Raw genomic sequence first — 26,134 nt, 5'->3', positions numbered from 1 at the left:
GCCCGTGGCGGCCCGCGACGCCTGGGACCGGCCCATGAAGCGGATTCTCATCGTCGAGGACGTCGCGCTCAACCGCGATCTGCTGACCCAGTTGCTCGAGGACGAGTACGAGATCCTGATCGCCGTCGACGGGGCCGCCGGCGTGGACATGGCGATCGCGCACCGGCCGGATCTCATCCTCATGGACCTGTCGCTGCCGCTCGTCGACGGCTGGGAGGCGACGCGCCGGATCAAGGCGGACGCGACGACCGCCGCCATTCCGGTGATGGCGATCACCGCCAACGCGATGACCGGCGACGAGGACCGCGCGCGGGCCGCCGGCTGCGACGACTTCATGACGAAGCCCGTCGACGAGGACCTGCTCTTCGCCAAGCTGCAGCACTGGCTCGGCTGAGCGCGGCCGTCTCACGCCAGGAAGGGAGGACCCGTGGAGCCAGCCCGCATCCTGATCGTCGACGATGAGCCCTTCAACCTCGACCTGCTGGAGCAGGAGCTGGAGCTCCTCGGCCACGCCAGCGTGCGGGCGGCGAACGGGCGGGCGGCCCTCGATCGGCTGAGCGAGGAGCCGTTCGACCTCGTGCTCCTCGACGTAATGATGCCGGCCCTGGACGGCTACGCCGTGCTCGAGCGGATGAAGGCCCACGAGGCGTGGCGCCACACGCCCGTCGTGATGATCTCCGCCCTCATGGAGATCGGCAGCATCGTCCGGTGCATCGAGCTCGGCGCCTTCGACTACCTGCCGAAGCCCTTCGAGCCTGTGATCCTGGAGGCGCGCATCCGGTCCTGCCTGGAGCGGAAGCGGGCGCACGACCGCGAGGTGGCGCATCTGCGGACCATCGAGCGCGAGCGCAAGCGCGCCGACGAGCTCCTGCACGCCATCCTGCCGGTCTCGGCGGTGGCGGAGCTGATGGAGACCGGGCAGGTCAAGCCGCGGCTGTTCGGCGACGTCGCCGTCCTGTTCATAGACCTCGTCGGCTTCACCACGTGGTGCCACGACCAGAGCCCGGACGTCGTCGTCGCGGAGATCCAGCGCCTCGCGGAGGCCTTCGAGGTGGTCGCGCAGGCGCGCGGCCTAGAGAACATCAAGACGATCGGCGATGCCTTCATGGCCACGGCCAACCTGCTGCGGCCGCACGACGACCCGGTCTCCGCCGCCATCCGCTGCGCCGCCGACATGGTGGCGATCGCGGCCGAGGGCGAGCCGGGCTGGCGGATCCGCGGCGGCATCCATATCGGGCCGGTCGTCGGCGGCATCGTCGGCCGGACGAAGTTCACCTTCGACCTGTGGGGCGACACCGTGAACGTCGCCGCCCGGCTCGCGGGCCTCGGCGACGGGTGCGCGCTGCACCTGTCGCGCGAGGCCTTCGCGCGCCTGCCGGACCCGCGCGACGTCCGGCCGATCGGCCCGGTGACGCTGAAGGGCAAGGGCGCGGTCGACGTGTACTGCCACGCCCTCGCGGCCGGCGACACGACCCCGGCCTGAGACGCCCGCGGCGGCCGCGGAGCGTTCCGGATTGCGCAGCAAGAAGCGGGATGCGGCGCGCCGGGACGGAGCTTAGGGCCCGTCCCGGAGGTGCACCATGACCCGTTATCGCTGCGTTCCGATCCCGACGGAGACCGCCGATCGCTTCCGTACCACCGGCCTTGACGACCGGGACAACCCGGTCCGTCGGGTCGTCGCGACGGCGGATGGTGGCTTTCCCTGCCGACACTGCCTGCAGCTCGGCCGGCCCGGCGAGACCATGCTGCTCGGATCCTACGATCTGCCCGAGCCGCGCGGGATCTACTGGACACCCAGTCCGATCTTCCTGCACGCGGACGAGTGCCCGCGCGCCGAGACGGTCGACGGCCTCGCGCCGATCGTCCGCGCGAACACGCTGGTCTCGGTCCGTGCCTACGACGCGGACCATCTCTGCCTCTACGATCTCGGACAGGTCTGTCCCGGGAGCGAGGCCGAGATTCCGCTCCGCCGCGCCCTCGACGATCCGCGCACCCGCTTCGTCAACATCCACACGGCGCGGCCCGGGTGCCTCCTGTCCCGCGTGGAGCGCGTCGCCGACTGAGCGCGAGCCGCCGAGCCGCCCAACGGGCCGTTGCGCGGCCCGCTCAGGCCGCGACGTGGATATGCTCCTGCGCGTTGATGAAGGCCGCCACGCCAGCCGCCGGGATCGGCCTGCTCAGCAGGTAGCCCTGGACCTCCGAGAACCCGCTCGCCCGCAGCCGGGCCAGTTGCTCCGGGGTCTCGACGCCCTCGGCCGTCGTCGTGATCTTCAGGCTGCGGCCGAGTTCGGCGACGACGTGGACGATCGCCGCCGCCTCGTCCTTCTCCAGAAGGTTCCGGACGAAGGACTGGTCCAGCTTGATCTTGTCGAATCGGAAGGTGTTCAGGGAGGAGAGAGACGAGTAACCGGTCCCGAAATCGTCCATCGAGAACCGCACGCCTAAGGAGCGCAGGCGACTCAGCATCTCGAAGCTCGCCTGATCCTGGCTCAGGATCACCGACTCGGTGATCTCCAGCTCGAGACGGTGGCTCGGCAGCTCGGTCTTCAACAGCACCTCCTCGACGAAACGGTCGAGATTGCCTTCGCGGAACTGGATCGGCGAGATGTTGACGGCGACCCGCAGGGAGCCGGGCCACGTCATGGCATCGGCGCAGGCTCGTTCGAGCACGTAGGCGCCGAGGGCGTCGATCAGCCCCGTCGCCTCGGCGACCGGGATGAACTCGCCGGGCGAGATCATCCCGCGTTCCGGGTGGTGCCACCGCGCGAGGGCCTCGAAGCTCGTCACCGCGTTCGTCGCCAGGTCGAACAGCGGCTGATAGTGCAGCTCGATCTGCGCAGTGCCGATCGCCAGCCGCAGCTCGCGTTCCAGCCAGCGCCGCTGGTTCTGACGCTCCTCCATCTCCTGCTCGAAGACGCGGACGCGCCGACCGCCGTCGGCCTTCGCGGCGTAGAGGGCGACGTCGGCGCGGCGCAGGAGATCGTCGCCGTCGGCATCCTCCGTGCCGGAGACGGCGATACCGAGACTCCCGTCGACGGACACGAACTGGCCGGCGAGGAAGAACGGCCGCCTGAGCTGGATCAGGATCTGCTCCGCCAGGGCGAGGACGCCGTCCGGCAGGTCTGCCTCGAAGAGGACCATCGCGAACTCGTCGCCGCCGAGGCGCGCCACCGTGCCGCCGGACGGGCACAGTCCGGTGAGGCGGCGGCCGACCTGTCGGAGGAGTTCGTCGCCGGCCGGATGTCCGAGGGTGTCGTTGATGCCCTTGAAGTCGTCGAGGTCGAGACAAATGACGGTCACCGCCCGGCCGCCGACCGCATGGTCCGCGAAGGCGGCGGCCAGACGGTCGGCCAGGAGCGCTCGATTCGAGAGGCCGGTCAGCGCGTCGTGGGTCGCGAGATGCGCGATCCGCGCCTGCGCGGTGACGCTCGCGGTGACGTCCTCGTGGGTCTCCACCCAGCCGCCATCGGCCATCGGCTCGACCGTGATCTCGATGCAGCGGCCGTCGGCCAGCGTCCGGGTGAGGGTCCGGCGGATCGGCCCGCTCTCCGCGGCCGACCAGTCCGTGAGACCAGCGAGCCGGTGAACCTCATTCTGTGTCGGGTCGAGATCCAGCACGCCCGGAGCGATTCCGTAGATCCGGCAGAACTGGGAATTGTAGACCTTGAGCCGGCCGTGGACGCCGAACATGCACAGGCCCTGGGACATGTTGTTCAGGGCGGCGTCGAAGCGCTCGTTCTGCTCCTGCAGCTGCCGCTCGCGCTCCGTCAGGACCGTGTTCTGCCGGAACACGTCGTCGCGCAGCTGATCGCGCTCCGAGAGGGAATGCTCGAGCACGACGACGGCCCGGGCGATATCACCGACCTCGTCGGCACGGTCGATATCGGGCACGCTGACGTGCCAGTTGCCGCGCGCGACCTCGGAGACCGTCTGGGTGATGCGCACCAGGGGACGGGTGATCCGGCTCGACAGGAAGAGCATGACGACGGCGACAAGGCACAGCGTGAGACCGGCGACGACGCTGAGCGTCCGCAGCAGCGCGCGCGAGCTCTCCTCGCCGATGCCCACGACCTTGCCGGAGAGTTGCTGCAGCTCCCGCAGCGGCGCCGCGACGCAGAGGCGTATGTCGGGCGGCTGCGGGATGCAGCGCGCGACCTTATCGGCGCCGAGCACGGCGTGCAGCTCAGCGCCCGACGCGGGTCCGAGCTGGGCGTTGGAGACCTCCGAGCCCGCCGAGGAGAGGAGGTTCTGGTCGGCGAGGATCAGGACGTCGCGGTTGCTCAGGGACGCGAACGCCGTCAGGGTCGGCTCGTGCGCGCGCAGAACCCGGTACCCGACGAGGCCGCCGATCACCTCGCCGAAATCGTCGAACAGCGGCTCGCCGAAGATGTCGGCGACCGTTCCGCTCTCGGTGGCGGCGAGCGCCCGCGCGAGCGCGTCGTCCCAGCGCAGCGACAGCACGAACCCGTCCGCGTGCTCCCGATCGTTGCGGGCGAGCACGGCCCGCAGGGACGCCGCGACGGGCGACGTCCGGAACGCCGCGTTGGCGGCGAGAAGGTCCGCCTCGACGCGGTCGGCGGTCAGGGCGCGGAGATTGAGGTCGAAGGCGATGGCGCCGTCGAGATCGGCGAGGGCGAGAGCCGGCCGCAGAAGCTCCGAGGCCGCCACCGTGTTGCCGGAGAAGACCGCCTTCGCGACGTCCCAGCGCTTGGACATGGTGGCGAAGCGCCGCTCGACGTCCTCGCGCTGCATCTGTAGCCGCGCCGCGGCGAGCTTGGCGTCGCTGAGCAGGCGGTCGGAGAGCTGGGCCTCGGACCAGGTCGAGACCTCCTGCGCCTGCTCGCGGAGCGTCTGGCCGGAGCGCAGAACCACGAGGAAAACCAACGCCGCCAGCGCGATCGCGGCCGTCGAGAGCGTGGCGCCGACGAGGCGCGCGCGCAGGGAACGCGAGAAGACGGTGCCCGTCACGGCCTGAGCGGGGCGCCGCCCCGCTCCGCCATGACCTGTCCCGCGCGGTCGGAGGTCGCGAAGGCGAGGAACGCCGACGCCGCGGCGTCGCGCGTGGCGGCCTTGTAGATCAGCGCGAGGGTCACGGCGCTCGGATAGGCCGGATCGCGCGGGGCCCGGCCGTCGATCGTCAGGACCGCGAGATCGCCCGCGAGCGCCGGCGAGAACGGTCCGAAGCCGATCGCGCCGGGCGTCTCCCGCACCGTGGCGATCGCGTCCTGGGTCGTGGTCGCGGTCTTCGAGCGGCTGGTCAGGACGAGGTCGCGCCAGCCCGGCATGGTGGCCCGCAGGACCGTGAGCGTGCTGTCCGTTTCCTCGCGCCGGACGACGCGGATCTTCAGATCGGGGCCGCCGAGGGCGCTCCAATTGTCGACCGTGCCGGCGAAGATCGCGGCGGTCTGCGCGCTGGTCAGGTTGGTGACGCCGACGCCCTGATGGACGAAGATCGCCGAGGGGATGCGGGCGAGCGGCACCTCCACGAGTCCCTGGGTCTTCTCGGCCTCGGTCAGCGGGCGCGCGACCCGCCCGAGCCTCTGGCGCTCGCCGCCCACGGCCGCGACGGCGCCGCCGGAACCGATGCTCGGCGGCACCGACACGCGCGCGTCGCCGCTCTCGGCATTGTAGGCGGCCGCCACGGCCTGGAGCATCTCGATCCCGTCGCCCGTGCCGACGACCGCGAGGTCGTCCGCGCGCGCGGCGGCCGGCAGGGCCAGGAGGATGATTCCACCCGCGACGATGCGCCGAAGAGACGTGAATAACAGTGCCATAACCCGAGAATGCGCCTCGAGTGCTTAACCCGAGGTCACCGGATACCGTACACCGAAGGTGTGGTTGACGATCTGCTAGGCGACAGGCTCCGTTTTAGCGGTCCGATGACCTGCGACGCGCTGGAGGAAGCGCTGGAGGAAGTTGGTGTCGGACGGCGGTTTCCCGTCGGCGCCGCGCGCGGCCGCGTAGAAGGGATCGGCGTAGCAGGTCGCACCGGTGGCCGCGGCCAGGAACTGGACAGCCGCGACCATCTCGGGGGCGCCGGCCGCGAGGACGGTGTCGTCGCGCGTGAGCATCGGCAAGTGGAGCGTCGGCCGCCCGGGCCGGGCATCCGGAGGCGGGTTGCCGCCGCTGCAGGTCAGGACCGTCGTCGCCCCCCGCGCGCGCAGCCAGTCGAGCGCCGGGCGCATGTAGAGATTCTGCGGGTGCCGCGCGCCGGCCACGACGAGCAGGTCGCGCTCCGGCTCACGCATCCGGCTCGCGCGGGCGACTGCCCAGGCGGGCGCCCAGCCGACGCCCGATGAGACGATCACGAGACGGCCGCGCCCGAGCCGGTGGAAGGCGGTCCCGAACGGGCCCTCGACCTTCACGGCGGTTCCCGGTCCGATCCTGCCGCCGAGCAGCGGCGAGACCGCGCCGTCGGGCTGGCGGCGGATCTGGAAGATCAATTCGTTCAGTTCGCCCGATCCGTCCGCGCGCAGGGTCGGGCTGTAGTCCCGCGCGGGCAGCCCGGCGAAGGAGACCCGGACATACTGGCCGGGCAGGTAGGTCATCCGCTTGCGCAGCGCGACCGTCACCTCGACGATCTCGGCGGTGAGATCGACGACGCGGTCCACGGTGCCGGCCCGCCGGACGGTTTCCGGAACCTCGTCGAACTCGATGACCGCGTCGGTGGTCAGGCGGGCCCGGCAGGCCTGCACGGTCTCGCCGATGCGCGTCCCCGCATCGTCGACTGCGCCCGCATGGATCCGGACGCGGCAGGTGTCGCACTGCCCGGTGGCGCAGTCGTGCGGGATCGCCTGGCCGGCCGCCAGACCCGCGTCGAGCAGGGTCTGGCCGGCGCTGGCGCTGACCCGCCTTCCGTTGATGACGAGGGTGACGCGTTCGGCCACGGCGCGCTCCCGGCTCAGCGCAAGAGGACTTCGACCGGCCGCATGTGCCGCGTGTGCCGCGTCTGCGTGTGATCGAAGGCCGAGACATACAGGTAGAAGGTGTTTCCCGGCAGGAAATCGACGTCGTACTTGCTGCCGGTCGCGATCTTGCGCGCGGCGACGAGGGTCCAGTGGTCGTCGGCCCAGTCGGCGGCCGCCGAGATCCCGGCGCGATCCCCCGTATAGCCGTCGGTCATGAGCACGCCCGGCATCACGGTGCCGACCGGGATCTCCGCGTCGGCGGCCGCCGAGTACGGCACCGTCTCGGTCTTCTCGACCATCCACCACGCCGAGCCCGGCGACGTGCTGGCATCGAAGTCCAGATCCACGGTGCCGAGCTTGGCCACCGTCGCCTGCCAGTCCTTGGGAAGCCGCAGCGGCTCGACCGCCCCCGCGTAGCCGCCCGGACCCTCGAACTTGAAATTGTAGCGGTACGCGCTGGTGCCGGGATCGCCCCAGTAGCCGGCCTGGTAGCGGCCCTTCACGGCCCGCTCGGCGGCGGTGGGGTCTGTGGGCGGGCCGATATGCATGTCCTCGACGACGCCGAGCATGCCGCCGCGGGCTGCCTTCCACTGCCACATGTCGATGTAGCTGCCGTCGGTGGTGTAGTGGTAGCCGCGGCCGTTGAGCGGGGCGGGGGCGTCGGGCAGCGGCCGGGCGCCGAGATGGGTCGACCCGCCGCTGCCGAACGCGTCGGATCGCGAGAAGATCACAGCCAGCTTGTCCTCGTAGTAGGCGGTCACGTCCGCGCGCGCCGCGTCCGCGTCGAGGAGGTGCCAGCCGTCCGCCTTCTTGATCATCGGGACGCGCTTGAGCGAGCGCGACGGGTCCCACCAGCGGAAGGCGAAATACACGTTCGTCGCGTCGCGCACGGCGCGGATCTCGACGGTGGTCTCACCGGTCCCGCCGAAATTGGCCCCCTGCATCGTCCGGACCGAGACCGGGCGCGCGGTGCGCCAGACCGGGTCTTCGAGGAGCTTCGACAGGTCGGGCCCGGCCGACACCTTGTCGATCACCAGCGTGGAGCGGCCTCTCACGTCCGCGAAGGCGAGGCCGCCGACGACGGGGAGGCCGATGATGGCGGCGGCCAGGAGCGGTCGCCGCCGCCGCGCCGCACCGTCCGCCAGGGCCGCCGGACGGAACAACCGAAGGAGCTGCCACAGGCCGCCGTACATGAAGTGCGCGAGGGTATGGACCGCGATGTAGGCCAGGGCGACCAGCGCGCAGGTGGCGTGCAGCCAGACCACCCAGCCGCCATAGCCGAGGTAGAGCGCGACCCCGGTGCCTGTCAGGACGAGCGTGACGGCGTAGATCAGCCAGTGCAGCGCGACGTTGATGCCGCCCCACCGTGCCTTCCGGGCGGCCTTGCTTCGCCCGCTGACACGGAGGGCTCGGAGCCGCGACAGGCCGTTGCGATCCGTGAGACGCCCGCGCACGAGGTAGACCAGATAGGCGGTGATTCCGAAGAACAGGGTCAGGCCGGCCACGAAGTGGACCGTCCAGACTTCACCTTGCGGAAGCAGGGGCGCCAGGAACTTGGCGGTCCGCGCCACGGGCGCGTCGGCCGAGATGCGCAGGCCCGTGAGCAGGCTCGCCACCATGGCGATGGCGACCACCCAGTGAATCACGATGGTCCCGACATCGGAGCGGGGATGCCGGTCGACCTGCGCGGCGGCTGTACTACGCCACCCGGGGGCGGTCTCGGCTCCGCCGGGCGGATGCGGCGCGAGGGTCAGCGGTTCCGACATTCGATCCTCCGCACCGTCGCCGCAAATTGGACGCGCTACGTTAGAACTTTGTAAATCATGATGCCGGCCGCGCGATATAGCCGAGCTTTGCAATCTATAACTCTTGATCGATATGCTTAACGGCGATCTCGGCTCGGTCGGTCAGCCGGGAAGACGGCTCCGCCCCGCCGCGGCGCAAATCGTTTCGGGTCGCGCGTCCGATCGAAGGCGGACGCGGCCGACAGGCTACGGCCTCAGAGCGGCACCTCAGCCATCTGTCACGACAGAGCGCTCAGTCAGGAATGCCCGGAGACAGGGTCTCATAGCGCCGCCACGGGATCTGTCGCCGAATTTCGGGAAGCAGGCCTGATAGGGCGGCAGATGCCTCTTCATCCCTGATAGCGACATCCACGGCGCAGAACTCAAGGTCTCGGTCGGCGGAGTCCACGCGATGGACCGCGCCATCAACCAGCCTCGCTGAGCCGACGCGACCGCGATCCGCAGCTCGCCTCGCCCGCGCACTCCCATTTCCGTGATCAATTCAGATACATAAACTAATTTTAGGAAGTCAATTCCGGTTGAAAAACGCAATCGCAATTTATTTGTAAAATCAAATCTTGACGGATACGGTCAAGCTGCCGAGCGATAGAGCGGCCAATTCTCAAAAACTACTGCGACGTCGCACCGTGTCGGAACCCGTACACGTGCGTGAACGCGGATCATTGGGTTGACGCTGGCAGTGGCACGACCACGGCGTCGGATGCGGGGATATGATGACCAGAATCAAGGCGCTGTTACTGGGCTCCTCTGCCCTGATGATCCCGATCGGCGGTGCGTACGCTGCCGATCTCCCGACGTTCAAGGCTGCGCCGGTCGACTTCGTACGCGTTTGCAACGCCTACGGCGCCGGCTTCTTCTACATCCCCGGGACCGATACCTGCATTCGTCTGTCCGGACGGGCGCGGTATGACTTCCTGTATCAGACCAGCAAGGTTCGCACGGGCGGCGGCGGCGACCTCACCGGCTATCTCGGCCTGATGCGTCTGAACCTCGATTCGCGGACCCAGACCGATTACGGAACCCTGCGCGCCTTCCTGCGCATCGATGTCGCCAACCGCAGCGGCCCGTTCCTGACCTCGGGATCCCGGCAGCGCGAGAGCTTGGCCATCGCGGGCCTCGGCGCCGACGCCTTCGGGCGCACGCAGACCTACGTCAACGCCGATAAGGCCTTCATTCAGTTCGCCGGGCTCACTGCGGGCCGCGCGTCCTCCTTCTTCGACTTCTATGCGCACGACTTCGAGTTGATCGGCGGCACGGCCGGCTCGGATACGTTCAGCACGAACCTGCTCGCCTACTCGGCGATCCTCGGGAACGGCATCACGCTGACGGCCTCGATGGAAGATCCGACCTACCGGCGCTTCCCGATCTTCGGCACCGGCTCGGCCGTCGGGGCCTTCACGGCCGGTGGCGGCTTCGCGGGCTACAGCAACGCCTTCAACCCGTTCACCCCCTCGACCTGGCTGGCGCCGATCGTCGTCGGTCCCGGCAATGTCGCCTTCGTCGACGTCACCCAGAAGAGCCGCATGCCGGACTTCGTCGGCGCGGCCCGCATCGACCAGGCCTGGGGCTCGGCGCAGCTCTCGGCCGCCGTCCACGAGATCAATGCCGGCGACGCCGGCAGCACGGTCGCGGGCATCACCACCGCCACGACCGGCCTGGGCATCTCGCCGACGGGACGCGCCTCGAACGCCTACGGCTGGGCGGTCCAGGGCGGCCTGAAGGTCAACCTGCCGTTCATCGCGACGGGCGACACGCTCTACCTCCAGGGCGCCTACGGGCAGGGTGCCATCGCCTATACGGGCATCTCCAACTACACGGCGCCGTACGACGCCCTCGGCGCGGCGCCGGTCGGCGGCGGCTCGTTCGCGCAATACTACGCCGACGCGGTACTCAATCCCGCGACCGGCCGCCTCGAACTGTCGACCTCGTTCTCCGCTGTCGCCTCCCTGCTCCATTGCTGGTCGCCCGCCTGGCGCTCGGCCTTCTTCGGCAGCTACGCGCAGATCGACTACAACTCCAAGGGGCGCAACGCGCTGGGCCTCCTCGGCTTCGGCTTCGCCCCGGCCGGCGCCAGTGCGTCGAATGCCCTGGCCTTCGCCACGAGTCCCATCCTGCGGGGCAACAACCAGATGATCACCGGCGCCAGCCTGATCTGGACCCCCGTGAAGGATCTCGATATCGGCGTCGAGGGCGAGTACATCCGCACGGCGCTCAACAGCGGCGTCACGCCGGACATCTCGAAGAACGCGCTGCGCTACGTCAATTCGCAGGATGCGGCCCAATTCCGGTTCCGCGTGCAGCGGGATTTCTGAACCGATCCGACGCACCTTCGCGGGCGCAACGTCCAGTCTCGAGCCCGGCCGCAAGGCCGCGCTTCTCTATTTGGAACGCCAAGTAAATTATCTCGTAAATTGGGCCATATTCAACAAATAAAAGATCTTTTGCTTGCGATCGTCGCAAAATCATCTACAAGAGAGTCAGCTCTCCAGCGGCTTGCTTCGCCGCCGAGCGAGCGGATGCTATGGTTTCAGAGCGGCTGGCCCGGGTACCAGGGCAGGGCCGGTCTGACCCAGAGCTTCAGACCCATACGACTTCGCCGACCGGGCAACCGGTCGGCTTTTTCGTGCTCGCTGCCGGCGCAAGCCGTTCAGGATTGTCCGTCAGGCCTGGGCGACACAAGCCCCGATCCCGGTGACCGGGATGTGGCCGACCTGAGGCCATCCTCCACGAGAAATTCAAAAATCGTTTCAAGATTGAAGGCTGTCCAAAGAGCGAAAGAATTATTCCGCAATAAAATATAGAGTTTAAATGGGCATTGCAGCATCTTACTACCACGTCGCCGGTGAGCGACAGCTTGTGTAACGGGAGATCATCATGAAGAACATCGTCCTCGCCTGCTCGATGGGCGCGATGCTGATCGCGGGACCTGCTCTCGCTCAGGACGGTGGCGCGACCATCGATCCCAGCCTCATCGTCCGGACCAACGGCAGCGGCCTCGACGCGTGGTCCGCCTCCGAGGGCAACGACAAGGCGGGCGGCATGTGGGAGGGGGCGACCGGCTACAGCGCCGCGATTCAGCGGCCCAGCGCGGTCGAGACCGTCCCGGCCAATCGCCAGTGGAGCCATCTCAACAGCCGCGAGCGCCGCCGCGGCCAGCCCGCCTACTGAGCGCCTACCCGGTACGGCCCCGCGCCCGGCACGCCCCGCGATGCGGGACCGGCCGGGCGCGACGGCGTGACGACGGCGTCAGAGGGATGCGGCCGGCAGGAGGTCGATCGACGGGTGACCCGCGACGCTGTGGGTCCAGCTGAGGGTCACGCGGCAGCCGCTCCCGTCGGAGGCGATGTCGAAGGTGGCGCTGTGCAGCCGCGCGATGGAATCGACGAGGCTCAGGCCGATCCCGAAGCCGCTCTTGTCGGTCTTCAGCGCACCGCGGCGGTAGCGGGCGCGCACGGCGCTCAGCTCCTCCGCGGGGATGCCGCAGCCCGTATCGGTGACCTGGATCCCCGTCGGATTCCGGAGCAGCGCGACCGTCACCTGCCCACCGGCCGGCGTGAACTTCAGGGCGTTGTCGATCAGGTTGCTCACCGCCTCGAAGATCAGGCTGCGGTCGCCCTCGATCGCGCACGGGCCGTCCGGCCGGTCCCAGAGAAGTCGGATGTCGCGCTCGATCGCCAGGGGCTCGTAGTACTCCACCGCATCCTCGAGCAGCCGGCCGAGATCGACCTGGGTGAAGCCCGATCGGCGCAGGCGGTCCTCCATCTCGGAGATGCGCAGCAGGGCCGAGAACCGGACGACGATGCTCTTGACCTCGGCCAGGACGTCCTCGTTGAAGGCGCGGAAGGCCGCGACGCTGTCGGCCTTGCGCAGCGACCGCTCCAGCGTGCCGACCACCCGGGTCAGCGGGGTGCGCAGGTCGTGGGCGATGTTCTCGTTGACGCCCTTGATCTCCAGCATCAGCCGCTCGAGCTGGTCGAGCATGTCGTTCACGACGCGCGTGAGGTGAGCGAGGTCGGCCGAGACGCCGCGCGTCGGCAGGCGCTCGCTCAGGTCGCCGCGCATGATGCGCTCGACCGCCTTGGTGATCGCATCGTTCTGCCGCAGCGAGCCGGCGCCGAACACGACGGCGCCGATCAGGCCGATCACGATGGTGGCGGCCATGCCCCAGACAAAGGTCTCGACCAGCGCCTTCTCGAGGGACTGGAGATCCTGGGCCGAGCGGCTGACCAGCACGTACTCGCCGCTCGGAAGCTCGGTGAGCTGGCTGAAGAGCGTGCGGCTGCGGTGATCCAGCGGCTGCGCCAGGATGAACGGCTTCCCGATCGGCGCCCTGTCGGGGAAGGCGATCGGCGCGCCGGCCCGCCGCACGTGGTCGGGCCCGAACAGGACGAGCGGGCGGCCGCCCTCGGCGAAATCCTCGGACGCGTCGATCCGCTCGCGCAGCGCGCGCGGCGACAGGTTCAGGAGGTGCTTCGATTCCCACTCGACCCACTCGAACGCGGCCTTGCGGCCGTAGCTGCGCGTGTCGACGTAGAGGAAGCCCGAGAGCGCCAGCGAGGCGGTCCCGAAGGTCGCGAAGAACAGGCACGCGACCCGGAAGCCGCTGGTGCGCCGGACCTCAAGAAGGCGCACGGAGGATGAAGCCCGTGTTGCGCACCGTGTGGATCCGCGGGTTCAGCCCGTCGGGATCGAGCTTCTTGCGGATCTTGCCGATGTGGACGTCGATGACGCTGGACTGGTGATTGAAGCTGTAGCCCCATACGGATTCGAAGATCATCTTCCGGCTCACCAGCGTGCCGGCGTTCTGCATCAGGAACTCGATTATCGCGAATTCCTTGGGCAGGAGCTCAATTTCCCGGTTCCCGCAGTGGAGGACGCGCTCGATCAGGTCGAGGCGCAGGTCGCCGACGACGAGCTCGTTCACCGCCTCGGCCGCCATCTTGCGCCGCGCCAGCGCGTCGACGCGGGCGGTCAGCTCGATGAACTCGAATGGCTTGGCCAAGTAGTCGTCGCCGCCGGCGCGCAGCCCGTCGACGCGCTCGTTGACGGCCGACAGGGCGCTGAGGATCAGGACCGGCGTCGAGACCTTCGCGGCGCGCAGCTCGGTCAGCAGCGACAGGCCGTCGATCTCCGGGAGCATCCGGTCGAGCACGATCACGTCAAAGTTACCGTCCAGGGCCTTGCGTAGTCCGATGCTGCCACTGGGGGCTTCGTCGACCTGAAATCCGTATTCCGCGAGGGCCGAACCGATCTCCGCGGCGACCCGCCGGTCGTCCTCGACTACCAATACGCTGGCCATTCGTTTTTCCTTCTTATTTTGTATTCGCCGGCCCTGTCTGGTCTCCTGCGGCTCGGAGGGAGAGGTGGAACTATCCTCTTCGGAGCCGGAGTCAAATGCGGTTCGGTCGCGGCGGCCGACCTGCGTCATCCCGCCGGCGAAGCTTACAAGGGAGCGAGGGATCTGGACCATGCGCCTCACTCCGCGCTCGCCTGCTCGGAGAGCTTGGCTGTCGGGACCTGGGAGGCGACGGAGCCGCGGGGGACGACGCGGCTGCCGTCCTGAAGGCCGGCGGGCGGGTTGAGGACGACGGTCTCGCCGCTGTCGAGGCCGCTGCGCAGCTCGAGGCGCGTGCCGAGATCGCGCGCGATCGTGATCGGCCGGAGCCGGACGGTGTCGTCCGCCCCGACCACGGCCACGCGCGTCCCCTCCGCGTCGAAGATGAGTGCCTCGGACGGCACGATCACCCGCGGATGCGTGCGCGGCACCGCGAAGGTGACGGCGACGTAGAGGCCCGGCCGCAGGATTCCGTCGGGATTGGCGACGTCGACCTCCGTGTCCAGCGTCCGCACCGAGGATTGGAGAGCCACCGAGCTGCGCGAGACCGTGCCGTCGAAGGTCCGGTCCGCGATCTGCGCGACCTGGACCCGCGCCTTCACCCCGTCGCGGATACCCACGGCGGCCGATTGCGGCACCTGCACCGCGACGCGCAGGACATCGGTGCTGTCGACCGTGAAGAGCGGCGTCCCGGAGCCGGCATCGCCGTGGACGAGGTCGCCGACATCGACTTTGCGGGCGGTCACGATGCCGTCGAACGGCGCGACGACGTTCTCGAAGGTGGTCAGCGTGCGGAGTCGGTCGACGGTCGCCTGCTGGGCGGTGATGTTGGCTTCCGCGACCTTCACCTTCGCCTGCGCGGCGGCGAGGGTCGCGGTGGCGGTCAGCATCCCCGCCCGGGTCTGGTCGGCGTTCTGCTTCGAGGCCCAGCCTTGTCCGGCCAGCGTCGCGGTGCGGGCGTCGGTCACGTTCGCGAGCGTCACGCTGGCCTTGGCCTGCTCCACATCCGCCTGCGCCACGGCGAGCTGCGCCTTGAATTGGCCGAGCTGGGCCTCGGCCTGCCGGGCCTGCTGGTCGAGGTCGGGCGCGGCGATCCGGACCAGCAGGTCGCCCTTCTTGACCCGCGACCCGATGTCGACCCGGCGCTCGGCGATGTAGCCGGTGGCGCGGGCGAAGATGTCGGCATGGTCGAAGGCCTCGGTCTGGCCCGGCAGGGTCAGCGTGATCGGCCCGTCATCCACCTGCGCCGGCCCGGTGCGGACCGTCGGAACGAAGTTCACGGCCTCGGCCTGGGTCTCCAGGGAGGCCTGGTAGGTTTCCCAATGGTGCCAGGCGCCGAGCCCGAGGGCGCTGCCGAGCGCGAGGAACGCCACGAGGAACGGGCGCTTGCGCGGCGGCGGCGGCACCGCGTGGACGAGGGCCTCGCCGGCCCCGTCCTGCCGCAGCGGGTCGATCTCGACCGCGTGCTGGTGCGCCCGCGCGGCAGCCTCGGCGCCGCTCCCGGGGGCGTCGTTGAAACGGGTCATCAATAATCCTCGAGGGGCTTGATCGGGTTGCGGCGGAGCAGGGTGTAGAGAAGGGGGACGAAGAGCAGGGTCGAGACGGTGCCCATCCCGATCCCGCCCATCACCGCGCGGGCGAGGGCGGCGTTCTGCTCGGCGCCTTCGCCGGACCCGATCGCCATAGGGATCAGGCCCAGGAACATCGCGGAGGCGGTCATGAGCACCGGCCGGAGGCGGGTATGGCCGGCCATCAGGGCGGCCTCGCGGGCAGAGCAGCCGGTGGCCTCGCGGTGCTCCTTGGCGAAGGTGACGAGCAGGATCGAGTTCGCGCTCGCCACGCCGACCGACATGATCGCGCCGAACAGGGCGGGGATCGAGAACGCCGTGCTGGTGATGAACAGGCTCATCACGATGCCACAGAAGGCCAGCGGCAGGGCGGCGATGACCACGAAGGGGTCGACCCAGGTCTGGTAGTTCAGGACGAGGAGCAGGTAGACCGCCACCAGCGCGATCCCGAGCCCGAGCTCGATGCGCGAGAACGCGCTCTCCATGCTCTCGATCTGGCCGCGGACGAGGATCTTGTCCGGGGCCGGGAGCCGGACCTGCTCCTCGGCGACGACCCGGTCCACGGCGTTGCGGACGCTGCCGAGATCGGCGTTCTGGACGTTGGCGAGGATGTCGAAGGTCGGCTGCTGGTTGACGTGGTTGATCACGGTCTGCTCCGGCTGCCGCTGCATCGTGGCGATGTTCGACAGCAGGATCGGGATGCCGGGCCTGTCACCCGCGTCCGTGTGCACCGAGACCGGCGTGTTCATCAGCTGCGTGATGTCGGCGTTGCGCCACTCCGGCGTCTGGACCCAGAGCTGGTACGGCATGCCGGACTTGGGATCGGCCCAGAAGTTCGGGCTGACCTGGAAGGAGCCGGAGAGCGAGACGTTCAGGTTCTGCGCGATGGACTGCTCGCTGACGCCCATCTCGGAGGCCAGCCTGCGGTCGACGTTCACGTACATCTGCGGGGCGTCGACGATCTGGTGCAGGTGGACGTCGACGGCGCCGCGGACCGCCGCGATGCGGCGGACGAGGTCCTGCGCCACGGCGAGGTCCTCGGCATCGTGCCGCCCGGAGACCTGCACGTCGATCTGCGCGACGGTCCCGAAATTCAGGATCTGCGTGATGATGTCGGACGGCTGGAAGTAGAAGGTGTCGTCGGGGAAGGCCTGGTGCAGGACCTGGCGCAGCCGCTTCTCGTAGAAGGAGATCGGCTTATGCTCACCCTTCAGATTGATGAGCATCTGCCCGTCATTGTAGGCGACGAACGACGCATCCATGAAGGCGAAGTTGTAGTTCGAGGCGGGGAGGCCGATATTGTCCAGGATGAGCCCCAGCTCGTCCTTCGGGACGACCTGCCGGACGACGTCCTCGACCTGCGCGAAGGTCTTCTCCGCCTGCTCGATCCGCTCGCCCGGACGAGTGCGGATATGCAGGGTCATCTGGCTGGATTCGATCTGCGGGAAGTAGTCCTGACCGACGAAGGGGAAGATCGCGGCCGTCACCGCGAAGACGGCGAGCGCGCCGGATAGCGCGCGGGCCGGGTGGCCGAGCACCGCGGACAGGAGACCGACATAGCCCGCGTGGAAGCGCGCGAACCCGCGCTCGAACGCGTTGCGGAAGGCGAGGGCGCCGCGCAGCGGATATTGAAGCAGCCAGGCGAGGGGCCGTGTCGGCGCACGGAGAATCCGGCCGAGGACGGAGCGGCGGCGGGGTGGTGACGCCCCATCGACCTCGGCGGCCGGGCCGTGATGCCGGGCGTATTCCGGGGCGACCAGGACGTCGATGAGGATCGCCACCAGCGTCCGCGACAGGAGGTAGGAGGTCAGCATCGCGAAGACCACCGCCTCGGCCTGCGGGACGAAGAGGTAGCGGGGCGCGTCCGTGAGGAAGAAGACCGCCGAGAAGGCCGAGCAGATCGCCAGCGTGGAGATCAGGGCCGGCTTGGCGATGCCGGCCACGCCCTCGACCACCGAGCGCCGGAAGGAGAAGCCTTCCTCGAACATCCGGTAGGTGTTCTCGATCGCGACCGTCGCGTCGTCCACGAGGATGCCGACGGCCAGGGCAAGGCCGCCCAGGGTCATCACGTTGATGGTCTGGCCCAGAGCAACCAGGATCGACAGGGAGGTCAGGATGCAGAGCGGGATGGAGACCAGCACCACGATGGTCGAGCGCCAGGAGCCGAGGAACAGCAGGATGGCGAGACCGGTGAGCCCCGCCGCGATCACCGCCTCGCGCACCACGTCGGAGATGGCGTCCGAGACGAAGACCGACTGATCGAACAGCGGCGTGATGGTCATGCCCTTCGGCGCGGCCGCGTGGATGTCCGGCAGGGCGGCCTTGACGGCGTTCACGACGTCCAGGGTCGAGGCCGCGCCGTTTTTGAGGACCTGCAGCAGGACGGAGTGGTGGCCGTCGGCGCGGACGATGTTGATCTGCGGGGGCGAGCCGTCCCGGACATGGGCGACGTCGCGCAGCAGGACCGGCTGGTTGTTCTCGACCTTGATGGGAATGCGGTTGAGCTGATCGACCAGCTGCGGGCTCGAGTTCAGCCGCACCGTGTATTGCTGCGTCCCGATCTTCGCGAGGCCCGAGGGCACGACGAGGTTCTGCTTGAGGACCGCGTTCAGGACATCGAGCGGCGTCATGCCGATCGCGCGCAGCTTGCCGGGGTCGAGATCGACCATGACCTGACGCGGCGCGCCGCCGTAGGGGGAGGGCAGGGTCGAGCCCGGCACCTCGGCGAGCCGGCGGCGGGTCCGGTACTGGGCGTAGTCGAAGACCTTGGTGAGCGGCAGCTTCGAGGACGACAGCGCCATCTGAATGACGGGCACCGACGAGGCAGAGAAGCGCATGATGACGGGGGGCTGCACGCCCGGCGGCATGCGCGAGCGGATCGCGTTCATCGCCGAGTCGACCTGGGTCATCGCCAGATCGATGCTGACCGCGGAATCGAAGTAGATCCGCTCGGTCACCGTGCCCTGGATCGACGTCGACTCGATTCGGCGGATGTTGTTCACGTTGCTCGACAGCGAGAACTCGCTGTAGTTCGTGATGCGCTGGACCATGTCGGTCGCGTCGAGACCGTTATAGGTCCACACCACCACCACCACCGGGATATCGACGGCGGGCAGCACGTCCTTCGGCGCGACGGTGATCGAGCCGAGCCCCGCGAGGAACATGAGGACGGCAAGAACATAGAAGCTCTTGCGAAACTTCAGAGCGAACCGGACGAGTTCCATGTGATCAGTCGGGTGTCCCGCCGTGACCCGGCTCCCATTCCCGCGGGGTGCCCGCGTGGACTGGGAGCCGATCAAGCCTCGTGTGCGAAGAGAAGGCAGGGCGAATGCCCGGCACGCCGAAGTTATAGTCCTGGCAAAGACACTCTTCGAATGAATTCGGCACGACAAAATAAAGCGCGTTTAAGAAACTTAAAGCGGCAGCGGATCTCTAAAGTGCGTCGCGAATCCGATGCTTGAACTGTCTCCGTCCCAGGCCGCGGCCGGACGGGCGCGCATCGAAGTTTAAAGAAAATTTCTCAAATCAATTCCATTTTCACTGCTGAAAAGCTTATTTGATTGCAGTGCGCGGTCGGCTTGCGCCATCTTCCGAATGTCGAGATCGGCTGACCCGCCAACGTCGCTGAAGGCAGCGCGTCGCGGCCACGCGGTGATCCCGTCGGGCGGCTGTTCCGAAGCGCGCACGCGTTGTGGCGCGCCTGCTCGCAGAGACCGGCCGCTGACCCCCGCGGCGGTCTCGTCGGACACATCCAGGACATCCGGAGCGCGGCGTCCGCGCTGCCGATCTCGTGCGCGCGAGGAGGAGCGGGCCTATGACCAGACGATGTCTGCTGCTCCTGGTCTCGGTGCTCTCATTGGCGCTGCAGACCGGCGTGGCGCTGTCCGAGAGCGAGATGCCGGCAGGAGGCGCCTTCATGAGCAGTTACACTTCGGATCCTTACTTCGACCCGCGGTCACAGTACTCGCAGGCTCACGCCACCGGAGACATCCGCGGACAGCCGATGCTCATCGAACCGGGCGACGCCCAGCCGCCCTGCGAGCTCTTCGACACGGCCTGCGCGGCCGCCTTCGAGCGCTCACGGCCCCACGCGTATCGCTAGGGCCGGCGCCGACCGGGCGAGAGCGGAGCGCTCGCCCCTCTCTGTCCGAGAACGCGCCCTCTGCCGCGCGGAGATGGGGCATGTCAGTCCGGCGTCGGATCGTCCGCGATCCTGCGCCGCAAGTGCACCAACCTCCCGCCCGAGACCGCGCCGATATCCCGCCACCGGCGGCTCGCGCCGGTGGGGCTGCAGTCGACGATACCTGTGAATTCTTGAGCCAGGTTATATCGCAAGGCGTTAGCGCGCTCTATCCCGTTGAAAATTGCACGTTGACGGCGTGCGGGATGAGCAATGATTGAACAGGGCCCACGGATAGCGCGCGAATTCCATGTCGGCGTCGGCGGCGACCGCTGGGCCCTGATGCGCGACCTCCAGACCGGGCAGCCCTACGTCTCTCACTCCCCGGGCGATGACGCGCCGGAGGTCCAACTGGATCTCGGTTCGTTCCTCGTGCTGTTCACCGGAAAGGAGCGGGAGAAGCTGCTCCGCCTGATCGGGTCGCTGCTGCCGGACGAGGACGCGCGTGCGGATGCCGACGGCCGGGCCGGCACGTCGCGTCCGCTGACCTTCGTCTCCCGGTGGCTTCCCAACCGGTAGGTCGAGACTTCGGTATTAGCCACCTCGACGCGAATTTTAGGCGCAATTGAGTTCAGTTCGTAAACCGGCCCTTGATCGGTCGCCGCGTATGCTCCGGCGCTCTAGCGCGGAGTACTTATGGACAACCAGCGCAACGCCCGACGCGTCTCCGTCAACCTGAGCGGATGCATCTCGGTGGCCGGCCATCCCGCCATCCCCTGCGTGGTGCACGACATGTCGCGGTGGGGTGTTCGCCTCCGGCTCGTCGGGACCGAGCGGGTGCCCCCCGCGTTCACGCTGACGATCGACGCCACCGACACGGTGATCGGCTGCGAGACGGTCTGGAAGAACGCCGACGAGATCGGGGCCCTGACCGACCTGATGGAGTAACCGAAAGCCGAATCTGGTCCTCGCTCCAGATCGGCCCCGGATCGCCTGGCGAACCGGCGTGATCGAGGAGCCGCGGCCGCGCGGTCTCAGATCCCGAGCCCGCGTCCAGCGCGCCTCAACCGCGGGCGAGGGCCGCCTCGAATTCCTCGGCCGGGAGGTGCGCGCCGCCGGTCGTCCAGACCACGTGGGTGGCCGCGGCGCCGACCTCCGCGGGCAGCGTGGCGGCGAAGCGCCCGGCCGCCGCGAAGCCCGCCGCCGCCGAGGGCTCCAGGCGCAGGCCCGCCTCGGTCCACATCACCCTGAGCCAGCGGTACAGCGCGTCGTCGGGAACCGTGACCACGGCGGCCACCAGCTTCTCGAGCGTCCGGGCCACCAGCATCGACGCGGAGGCGCAGGCCAACCCGTCCGCCGCGGTGCGGTTGTCGAGCCCGACATCGTAGACGCTGACCGGACGCTCGAGACCGGCCGCGAGCTGGACCAGCATGCACGGGGACGCGACCGGCTCGACGAAGACCGGGTGCACGGCGTCACCGAACACGAGCTTCAGGCCGAAGGCGACGCCGCCCGGCGCGCCACCCACGCCGCAGGGCAGATAGACGAACAGGGGATGCGCCGGCCCCACCGCGATCCCGGCCTCCGCGAGCTGGCGCTGAAGGTCGAGGGCCGCGGCCGCGTAGCCGAGAAACAGGTCGACGGAATCCTCGTCGTCGACGAAATGGGCGTCCGCGCGGCCGGCGAACGCGCCGCGGGCCGCCGCGACCGCCGCCCCGTAATCGCCGCGATGCTCGACGACGCGGGCGCCGAGTTCGCGCAGGCGCTGCTTCTTCCACGCCTTGGCGTCGTGGGACATGTGGACCTCGACCGCGAAGCCGAGCGAGCGCCCCATCAGGCCGACGCTGAAGCCGAGATTGCCGGTGCTGCCGACCGCGATCACGTGGCGGGCGAACAGGGCGCGGAATTCCGGGTCGGCGAAGGCCGCGTAAGATCGCCCCTCGGTGAGCAGCCCGGCCCGCGCGGCCAGGTCCTCGGCATAGGCCAGGACCTCGTAGACGCCGCCGCGCGCCTTGATGCAGCCGGTCACCGGCAGCGCGTGGTCGGCCTTCACCAGCACGCGCCCGTCGGCACCGTCCAGGACGTCACGGGACAGGCGCTCTTCCAGCGGGACGAGCGGCGAGTCGATCCGGCCGGCGCCCTCTTCGGGGAAGAGGCGCGCCAGGAGCGGCGCGAACCGCTGCCAGCGCGCCACGGCCGCGTCCACGTCGGCACAGCCGGTCGCGAGTCCGGGCAGGACGGACGCGGTGGCGTCCAGCGCCGGGTTCATCCAGACCGTGGGGCTGGCGCGCCTGACCGCCTCCGGAATCCGGTCGCCCGATAGTCGAGTCTCCATCCCGCCGACGGCTGCCATGGCGCTCCCGATCCTGCCCGGTTTGTCCGCGCCGACCCTGCGCGAGCGACGCTCATGCGGCCAATTATATTTTCTGGCTCGGTCTATTAGGCTAGCTTATGATCGCGCATGCCCGTGAGGCTCGACGCGCGCCTGGCCGGCGACCTGTTCTTCTTCCTCGTCCTGGTCGAGGCGGGCGGCTTCGCCCGTGCGGGCGACCGCCTCGCCGTCACGCAGAGCGCGGTCACCCAGCGGATCCAGCGGCTGGAGCGGCGCCTCGGCTACCCGCTACTCGAGCGGGGCGCCCGCGAGATCCGGCTGACCGCCGCGGGTCACGACCTGTTCGCCGCGGCGCGGAGCGGCTTCGACGGGATGGGCGAGTCCCTGCTCCGGGGGGAACGGCGCGAGGGCCGGGCGACGCTGCGGATCAGCTGCGTCCCCTCCCTGGCCTCGGAATGGCTCGCGCCAAAGCTGAAAGCCTTCAGCGACACGCATCCCGACATCGACGTCGCCGTCTTCGGGGAGACCCACGACCTGGATCCGGGACGCATGGTGCAGTCCGGTATCGACGTCGCGATCCGCTACGGCCCGGCGCCGCCTCCCGATGCGACGGTCGTCTTCGATCATCCCGAGCCGGTCTACCCGGTCTGCGCCCCGGCCTACCGGGATGCGGCGGATCCCGGCGGGGCCGTCGTCCTGCTCCACGACGCGACGCCGTGGGAGGCGGCCGCGAGCGTCTCGGAGGAGTGGGATCGCTGGATACGCGTCCACGGGGCGCCCTGGGGTGGCCGCGTCCAGAATCTCTACTTCAACCTCGCGCAACTGGCGCTGCGCGCCTCGCTCGGCGGCTTGGGCATCGCCCTGGGGCGATCGCTGATCGTCGCGCCCTATCGCGCCGACGGGCGCCTCGTGCCGGCTTGCGACGAAGCTGTCATGAACGGGCTCCGGTACTTCGTTCTCGTGCGTGCCCTGCCGCCCGCGGGGCCGGCGGCAGCCTTCGTGGACTGGCTCGGCCGGACGATGGCGGGTCCGCCGGGCTCGCCCGAGGCGCCGCGTCGGGGCGGTGCGGCAGAATGCGGATAGGGCACCGTCCCGCGCGCGCCGCGCTCGGCGCCCTTCGGTTCGAACGCTCGATCTACCGCCCGGCGGGTCGATCCGTCGACAGCGCGGCTGCCAGATGTGCGACGAAGGCGTTCACCTTGGGACTGACCAAGCGCCGGGACGTGTGGAGCGCCCACAGCTCCGTCGGCGGCCCCTCCAGCCAGCCCCAGCAGGCGAGGCGTCCGGCCGCCACGTCGCCCCCGACCAGCGAGCGCGGGAGCAGCGCCGCGCCGGCGCCCGCCACCACGGCGTCGCGCAGCATCGGCAGCGAGGACAGGCGCAGGACCGGCACGGGCGCGTAGGACCGGCGCGTCCGGCCGTCATGAACCTGCCACGTCTCGTCCTGACGCGGCGTCCAGCGCACCGCCGCCGGCACGGTCGCCGCGTCGGTCCCGGCCGACGGTTCGAGACGCGGGACCTCGGGCGCCGCCACCAGCCAGAGCTCGTCCCGCAGGACACAGCGCCCGACGAGGCGCTCGTCCGGTTTCGGATTGACCCGGATGATCACGTCGAAACCCTCCTCGATCGGGTCGACGAACCGGTCCTCGGCGGAGATCTCCAGCTCGACCTCGGGATAGGCGCGGGCGAAGTCCGCGGCGACGCGGCCGAGTTGCGTGTCGGACAGGAGCAGCGGCGCACTCACCCGGAGCCGCCCACGGGGTCGGTCGAGGCCGCCACCGACGACGGCGCCGGCCTCCGCGATCTCGCTGAGCAGCGGCCCCGTCCGGGCGTGGAGGAGCGCCCCCGCCTCTGTCAGGCGCAGGCTGCGCTCGCCCCGCTCGATCAGCCGCGTCCCGAGGCTCGCCTCGAGCTCGGCGACGCGCCGCGACAGCGTCGCCTTCGGCCGCCCGCTTGCCCGGGCGGCGCGACCGAAGCCGCCGTGGCCGGCGACGAGATTAAAGTCGGCGAGCGCCGCGAGGTCCATGTGCTGTTCCAGATCCGGGACACCCAGTCCCGATCTTGCCGACTATGGCTCAGAAAAGGAACGGCGCATCTTCGGGTCATCGGCGGCCCGCTCGGGGCCGCCCCGCATCCAGGAGATCCGCCATGACCATCCTCGTCACCGGTTCCACGGGCCGCATCGGCTCCGCCGTCATCGATCATCTCGTCGCCGGGGGGGCCGCCGTGCGCGCTCTGACCCGCTCGCCCGAGAAGGCGCGATTCCCCTCGGGCGTCGAGGCCGTCCGCGGTGATCCCGCCGACATCGACGCGATGCGCGCGGCGCTGGTCGGGGTCGACACCCTGTTCCTGCTCGTCGCCAACGCGCCGGACGAGCTGACCCAGGCGATCACGACGCTCAGCCTCGCCCGCGACGCGGGCGTGCGCGGCATCGTCTATCTCTCGGTCTTCAAGAGCGAGGCCTTCGTCGATGCCCCGCACTTCACCGGCAAGCACGCCGTCGAGCGGATGATCGCGGCCCTCGACCTGCCCGCCACGGTGCTGCGGCCCTCCTACTTCATGCAGAACGACCTCGCCCAGAAGGAGCCGCTTCTCGGGGCCGGCCTGTATGCCGTGCCCCTCGGGCAGGCCGGCGTCTCGATGGTCGACGTGCGCGATATCGCCGAGGCGGCGGCCAACGCGCTACTGCGCCGCGAGCGCGCGGCCGACCGTCTTCCGGCCGAGACCTACGACGTCGTCGGGCCGGACGCCCTGACGGGCGACGCCCTGGCGGAGATCTGGTCCGAGGCCCTCGGGCGCGCGGTCCGCTACGGAGGCGACGATCTCGACGCGCTGGAGCAGCGGCTCCGGAGCTTCGCTCCCGCCTGGCTCGCCTATGACCTGCGGGTGATGATGCGCCGCTACCAGGAGGACGGCGCCGTCGCGACCGAGGCCGAGGTTGCGGACTTCGCGAGGCTCCTCGGCCGCAGGCCGCGCAGCTACCGCGACTTCGCGGGCGAGGTTGCCCGCGACTGGCGGGGCGCCTGAGCGGGGAGGCCCCGCGGGTACGGTCTCACGGGCACTGTCACGCGGGCACGGTCTCACGGGCCGGGAGGCGGCGACGCCTCCCGCCACCGCAGCGCGTCGATCAGGCTGCGCAGGGCGGGCGTGACCTGCCGGTCGGGGTAGTAGAGGTGGCAGCCGGGAAACGACGGACACCACGCGTCCAGCGCCTGGACGAGACGGCCCGCGGCCAGGTCGTCGGCCGCCTCGTCTTCCAGCATGTAGCCGAGCCCGGCACCGGCCCGGATCGCGGCGGCCGCGAGCCGGCCATCGTTCACGACGAGCTGGCCGGCCGTGCGCACCCGGATCTCGCGGCCGTCGCGGGCGAATTCCCAGGGCAGCAACCCGCCGCCGCCGACGAGCCGGTAGTTCACGCAGCGATGCGCTTCCAGGTCAGCCGGGCTCTCCGGGCGCGGATGACGGGCGAAGTAGTCCGGGGTCGCGACGACCACCGTGCGCAGGTCGGGTCCGACCCGGACCGCCACCATGTCGCGCTCGACCGTCTCGCCGAAGCGGATCCCGGCGTCGAAGCCGGCGGCGACGATGTCGGTCAGGGGGTCGTCCACGATCACCTCAACCGAGACGGCCGGGTGATCGATCAGGAAGGCGGGCAGTCTGGGCTCGAGGATCGCCCGCGCGGCGTACGCGAAGGTCGTCAGCCGCAGCCGCCCCGACGGCGCGCCGCGCCACTCGGCCAGCGCGTCGAGCCCGCGCGCGACGTCCTCGAGCGCGGGGCCGACCGACCGCAGCAGCCGCTCGCCGGCCGGAGTGAGCGCGACGCTGCGGGTGGTGCGGGCCAGCAGGCGCACGCCGTGACGCGCCTCCAGAGCCCGCATCGTGTGGCTGAGCGCGGAGGGCGACAGCCCCATCTCCGCGGCCGCCCGCGTGAAGCTGCGATGGCGCGCCACCGCCGCGAAAGCCGCCAGATCGTCGAGGGTGCCGCGCCGCATTCCTGAACTCTGCTCACAGACGCATGCGGAATACCACGGCTAATCCCGATCCCGACGCCGGACTACGTCCCAGT

At 69.6% G+C, this 26,134-nt stretch carries 21 protein-coding genes; 10 read left to right on the top strand and 11 right to left on the bottom strand.

Translation table 11 applies throughout. From position 1 onward, the window contains the following. Positions 1–34: 34 nt before the first annotated feature. The 3 genes from ASG32_RS01395 (at position 35) to ASG32_RS01385 (ending at position 2,063) form a co-directional block, all read left to right on the top strand. Positions 35–394 (top strand): response regulator, encoded by a 360-nt coding sequence (locus ASG32_RS01395; RefSeq protein ID WP_026604690.1) that lies wholly within the window; start codon positions 35–37, stop codon positions 392–394. A 33-nt stretch (positions 395–427) separates the two neighbouring features. Then, on the top strand, positions 428–1,483 hold the full coding sequence (locus tag ASG32_RS01390; protein ID WP_056521654.1) for an adenylate/guanylate cyclase domain-containing protein: 1,056 nt from the start codon (positions 428–430) through the stop codon (positions 1,481–1,483). Between the two features lie 97 nt (positions 1,484–1,580). Then, positions 1,581–2,063, top strand: coding sequence for a DUF1203 domain-containing protein (locus ASG32_RS01385; RefSeq protein WP_056521652.1), 483 nt, complete (start codon positions 1,581–1,583; stop codon positions 2,061–2,063). 43 nt (positions 2,064–2,106) lie between these two features. On the opposite strand, the gene ASG32_RS01380 is transcribed toward ASG32_RS01385, so the two are convergent. The 4 genes from ASG32_RS01380 to ASG32_RS01365 form a co-directional block, all read right to left on the bottom strand. Then, entirely contained in the window at positions 2,107–4,968 is a 2,862-nt protein-coding gene (locus ASG32_RS01380) for an EAL domain-containing protein (protein WP_056521649.1), read from the bottom strand. Then, complete coding sequence (locus tag ASG32_RS01375; RefSeq protein ID WP_056521646.1) at positions 4,965–5,774, bottom strand: substrate-binding domain-containing protein; 810 nt, start codon at positions 5,772–5,774, stop codon at positions 4,965–4,967. Before ASG32_RS01375 ends, ASG32_RS01380 begins: the two co-directional genes overlap by 4 nt. Before the next feature lie 75 nt (positions 5,775–5,849). Next, positions 5,850–6,887 (bottom strand): 2Fe-2S iron-sulfur cluster-binding protein, encoded by a 1,038-nt coding sequence (locus ASG32_RS01370; protein WP_056521643.1) that lies wholly within the window; start codon positions 6,885–6,887, stop codon positions 5,850–5,852. Between the two features lie 14 nt (positions 6,888–6,901). Further along, a complete protein-coding gene (locus ASG32_RS01365) occupies positions 6,902–8,674 on the bottom strand; it encodes an ethylbenzene dehydrogenase-related protein (RefSeq protein WP_056521640.1) in 1,773 nt (590 codons plus the stop codon). A gap of 749 nt (positions 8,675–9,423) precedes the next feature. On the opposite strand from ASG32_RS01365, the gene ASG32_RS01360 reads away from it, so the two are divergent. Continuing rightward, positions 9,424–11,025, top strand: coding sequence for a porin (locus ASG32_RS01360; protein WP_082557713.1), 1,602 nt, complete (start codon positions 9,424–9,426; stop codon positions 11,023–11,025). Positions 11,026–11,587: 562 nt separating this feature from the next. Beyond that, entirely contained in the window at positions 11,588–11,881 is a 294-nt protein-coding gene (locus ASG32_RS01355; RefSeq protein WP_020091594.1) for a hypothetical protein, read from the top strand. Between the two features lie 78 nt (positions 11,882–11,959). Here ASG32_RS01355 and ASG32_RS01350 read toward each other — a convergent pair whose 3' ends face one another. The 4 genes from ASG32_RS01350 to ASG32_RS01335 are packed head-to-tail and all read right to left on the bottom strand — an operon-like array spanning position 11,960 to position 18,840. Continuing rightward, entirely contained in the window at positions 11,960–13,345 is a 1,386-nt protein-coding gene (locus ASG32_RS01350; RefSeq protein WP_020091595.1) for an ATP-binding protein, read from the bottom strand. Then, the gene (locus ASG32_RS01345) at positions 13,332–14,183 is read right to left on the bottom strand and encodes a response regulator transcription factor (RefSeq protein WP_348271879.1); all 852 of its coding nucleotides are present in this window, start codon (positions 14,181–14,183) and stop codon (positions 13,332–13,334) included. The genes ASG32_RS01350 and ASG32_RS01345 overlap by 14 nt, the downstream gene beginning before the upstream one ends. 5 nt (positions 14,184–14,188) lie before the next feature. Further along, positions 14,189–15,574: an efflux RND transporter periplasmic adaptor subunit gene (locus ASG32_RS01340; protein WP_056521636.1), complete on the bottom strand. Its 1,386-nt coding sequence runs from the start codon at positions 15,572–15,574 to the stop codon at positions 14,189–14,191. Then, positions 15,574–18,840: an efflux RND transporter permease subunit gene (locus tag ASG32_RS01335; protein WP_056521633.1), complete on the bottom strand. Its 3,267-nt coding sequence runs from the start codon at positions 18,838–18,840 to the stop codon at positions 15,574–15,576. Before ASG32_RS01335 ends, ASG32_RS01340 begins: the two co-directional genes overlap by 1 nt. 590 nt (positions 18,841–19,430) lie before the next feature. Between ASG32_RS01335 and ASG32_RS01330 the strand changes: the two genes are divergently transcribed. The 3 genes from ASG32_RS01330 (at position 19,431) to ASG32_RS01320 (ending at position 20,684) form a co-directional block, all read left to right on the top strand. Then, a complete protein-coding gene (locus ASG32_RS01330; RefSeq protein WP_056521630.1) occupies positions 19,431–19,718 on the top strand; it encodes a hypothetical protein in 288 nt (95 codons plus the stop codon). Between the two features lie 360 nt (positions 19,719–20,078). Then, positions 20,079–20,315: a hypothetical protein gene (locus tag ASG32_RS01325; protein WP_244491759.1), complete on the top strand. Its 237-nt coding sequence runs from the start codon at positions 20,079–20,081 to the stop codon at positions 20,313–20,315. A 117-nt stretch (positions 20,316–20,432) separates the two neighbouring features. Next, a complete protein-coding gene (locus ASG32_RS01320; RefSeq protein ID WP_020091601.1) occupies positions 20,433–20,684 on the top strand; it encodes a PilZ domain-containing protein in 252 nt (83 codons plus the stop codon). 115 nt (positions 20,685–20,799) lie between these two features. On the opposite strand, the gene ASG32_RS01315 is transcribed toward ASG32_RS01320, so the two are convergent. Beyond that, positions 20,800–22,089 carry a D-serine ammonia-lyase gene (locus tag ASG32_RS01315; RefSeq protein WP_056521623.1) on the bottom strand — a complete coding sequence of 430 codons (1,290 nt, stop codon included), beginning with the start codon at positions 22,087–22,089 and terminating at the stop codon, positions 20,800–20,802. Between the two features lie 108 nt (positions 22,090–22,197). Between ASG32_RS01315 and ASG32_RS01310 the strand changes: the two genes are divergently transcribed. Continuing rightward, entirely contained in the window at positions 22,198–23,151 is a 954-nt protein-coding gene (locus ASG32_RS01310) for a LysR substrate-binding domain-containing protein (protein ID WP_056521620.1), read from the top strand. A gap of 52 nt (positions 23,152–23,203) precedes the next feature. On the opposite strand, the gene ASG32_RS01305 is transcribed toward ASG32_RS01310, so the two are convergent. Then, positions 23,204–24,094, bottom strand: a complete 891-nt coding sequence (locus tag ASG32_RS01305) for a LysR family transcriptional regulator (protein ID WP_056521617.1) — start codon at positions 24,092–24,094, stop codon at positions 23,204–23,206. Between the two features lie 122 nt (positions 24,095–24,216). Here ASG32_RS01305 and ASG32_RS01300 point away from each other — a divergent pair, with 122 nt between their 5' ends. Next, a complete protein-coding gene (locus tag ASG32_RS01300) occupies positions 24,217–25,095 on the top strand; it encodes an NmrA/HSCARG family protein (protein ID WP_056521614.1) in 879 nt (292 codons plus the stop codon). Positions 25,096–25,148: 53 nt separating this feature from the next. Here ASG32_RS01300 and ASG32_RS01295 read toward each other — a convergent pair whose 3' ends face one another. Beyond that, entirely contained in the window at positions 25,149–26,060 is a 912-nt protein-coding gene (locus ASG32_RS01295) for a LysR family transcriptional regulator (protein WP_056521612.1), read from the bottom strand. Between the last annotated feature and the right edge of the window lie 74 nt (positions 26,061–26,134).

The organism is Methylobacterium sp. Leaf361, assembly GCF_001424445.1.
Taxonomy (GTDB): Bacteria; Pseudomonadota; Alphaproteobacteria; order Rhizobiales; family Beijerinckiaceae; genus Methylobacterium.
Note: the sequence above shows the minus strand (reverse complement) of the source record. Positions and strands in the feature narration are given on the sequence as shown.

Coding starts and splice junctions, on each gene's coding strand:
- ASG32_RS01330 (WP_056521630.1), top strand. CDS start 19,431: ATGACCAGACGATGTCTGCTGCTCCTGGTCTCGGTGCTCTCATTGGCG.
- ASG32_RS01305 (WP_056521617.1), bottom strand. CDS start 24,094: ATGGACCTCGCGGCGCTCGCCGACTTTAATCTCGTCGCCGGCCACGGC.
- ASG32_RS01320 (WP_020091601.1), top strand. CDS start 20,433: ATGGACAACCAGCGCAACGCCCGACGCGTCTCCGTCAACCTGAGCGGA.
- ASG32_RS01300 (WP_056521614.1), top strand. CDS start 24,217: ATGACCATCCTCGTCACCGGTTCCACGGGCCGCATCGGCTCCGCCGTC.
- ASG32_RS01340 (WP_056521636.1), bottom strand. CDS start 15,574: ATGACCCGTTTCAACGACGCCCCCGGGAGCGGCGCCGAGGCTGCCGCG.
- ASG32_RS01375 (WP_056521646.1), bottom strand. CDS start 5,774: ATGGCACTGTTATTCACGTCTCTTCGGCGCATCGTCGCGGGTGGAATC.
- ASG32_RS01385 (WP_056521652.1), top strand. CDS start 1,581: ATGACCCGTTATCGCTGCGTTCCGATCCCGACGGAGACCGCCGATCGC.
- ASG32_RS01360 (WP_082557713.1), top strand. CDS start 9,424: ATGATGACCAGAATCAAGGCGCTGTTACTGGGCTCCTCTGCCCTGATG.
- ASG32_RS01310 (WP_056521620.1), top strand. CDS start 22,198: ATGCCCGTGAGGCTCGACGCGCGCCTGGCCGGCGACCTGTTCTTCTTC.
- ASG32_RS01345 (WP_348271879.1), bottom strand. CDS start 14,183: ATGGTCCAGATCCCTCGCTCCCTTGTAAGCTTCGCCGGCGGGATGACG.
- ASG32_RS01315 (WP_056521623.1), bottom strand. CDS start 22,089: ATGGCAGCCGTCGGCGGGATGGAGACTCGACTATCGGGCGACCGGATT.
- ASG32_RS01365 (WP_056521640.1), bottom strand. CDS start 8,674: ATGTCGGAACCGCTGACCCTCGCGCCGCATCCGCCCGGCGGAGCCGAG.
- ASG32_RS01325 (WP_244491759.1), top strand. CDS start 20,079: ATGCGCGACCTCCAGACCGGGCAGCCCTACGTCTCTCACTCCCCGGGC.
- ASG32_RS01295 (WP_056521612.1), bottom strand. CDS start 26,060: ATGCGGCGCGGCACCCTCGACGATCTGGCGGCTTTCGCGGCGGTGGCG.
- ASG32_RS01355 (WP_020091594.1), top strand. CDS start 11,588: ATGAAGAACATCGTCCTCGCCTGCTCGATGGGCGCGATGCTGATCGCG.
- ASG32_RS01335 (WP_056521633.1), bottom strand. CDS start 18,840: ATGGAACTCGTCCGGTTCGCTCTGAAGTTTCGCAAGAGCTTCTATGTT.
- ASG32_RS01395 (WP_026604690.1), top strand. CDS start 35: ATGAAGCGGATTCTCATCGTCGAGGACGTCGCGCTCAACCGCGATCTG.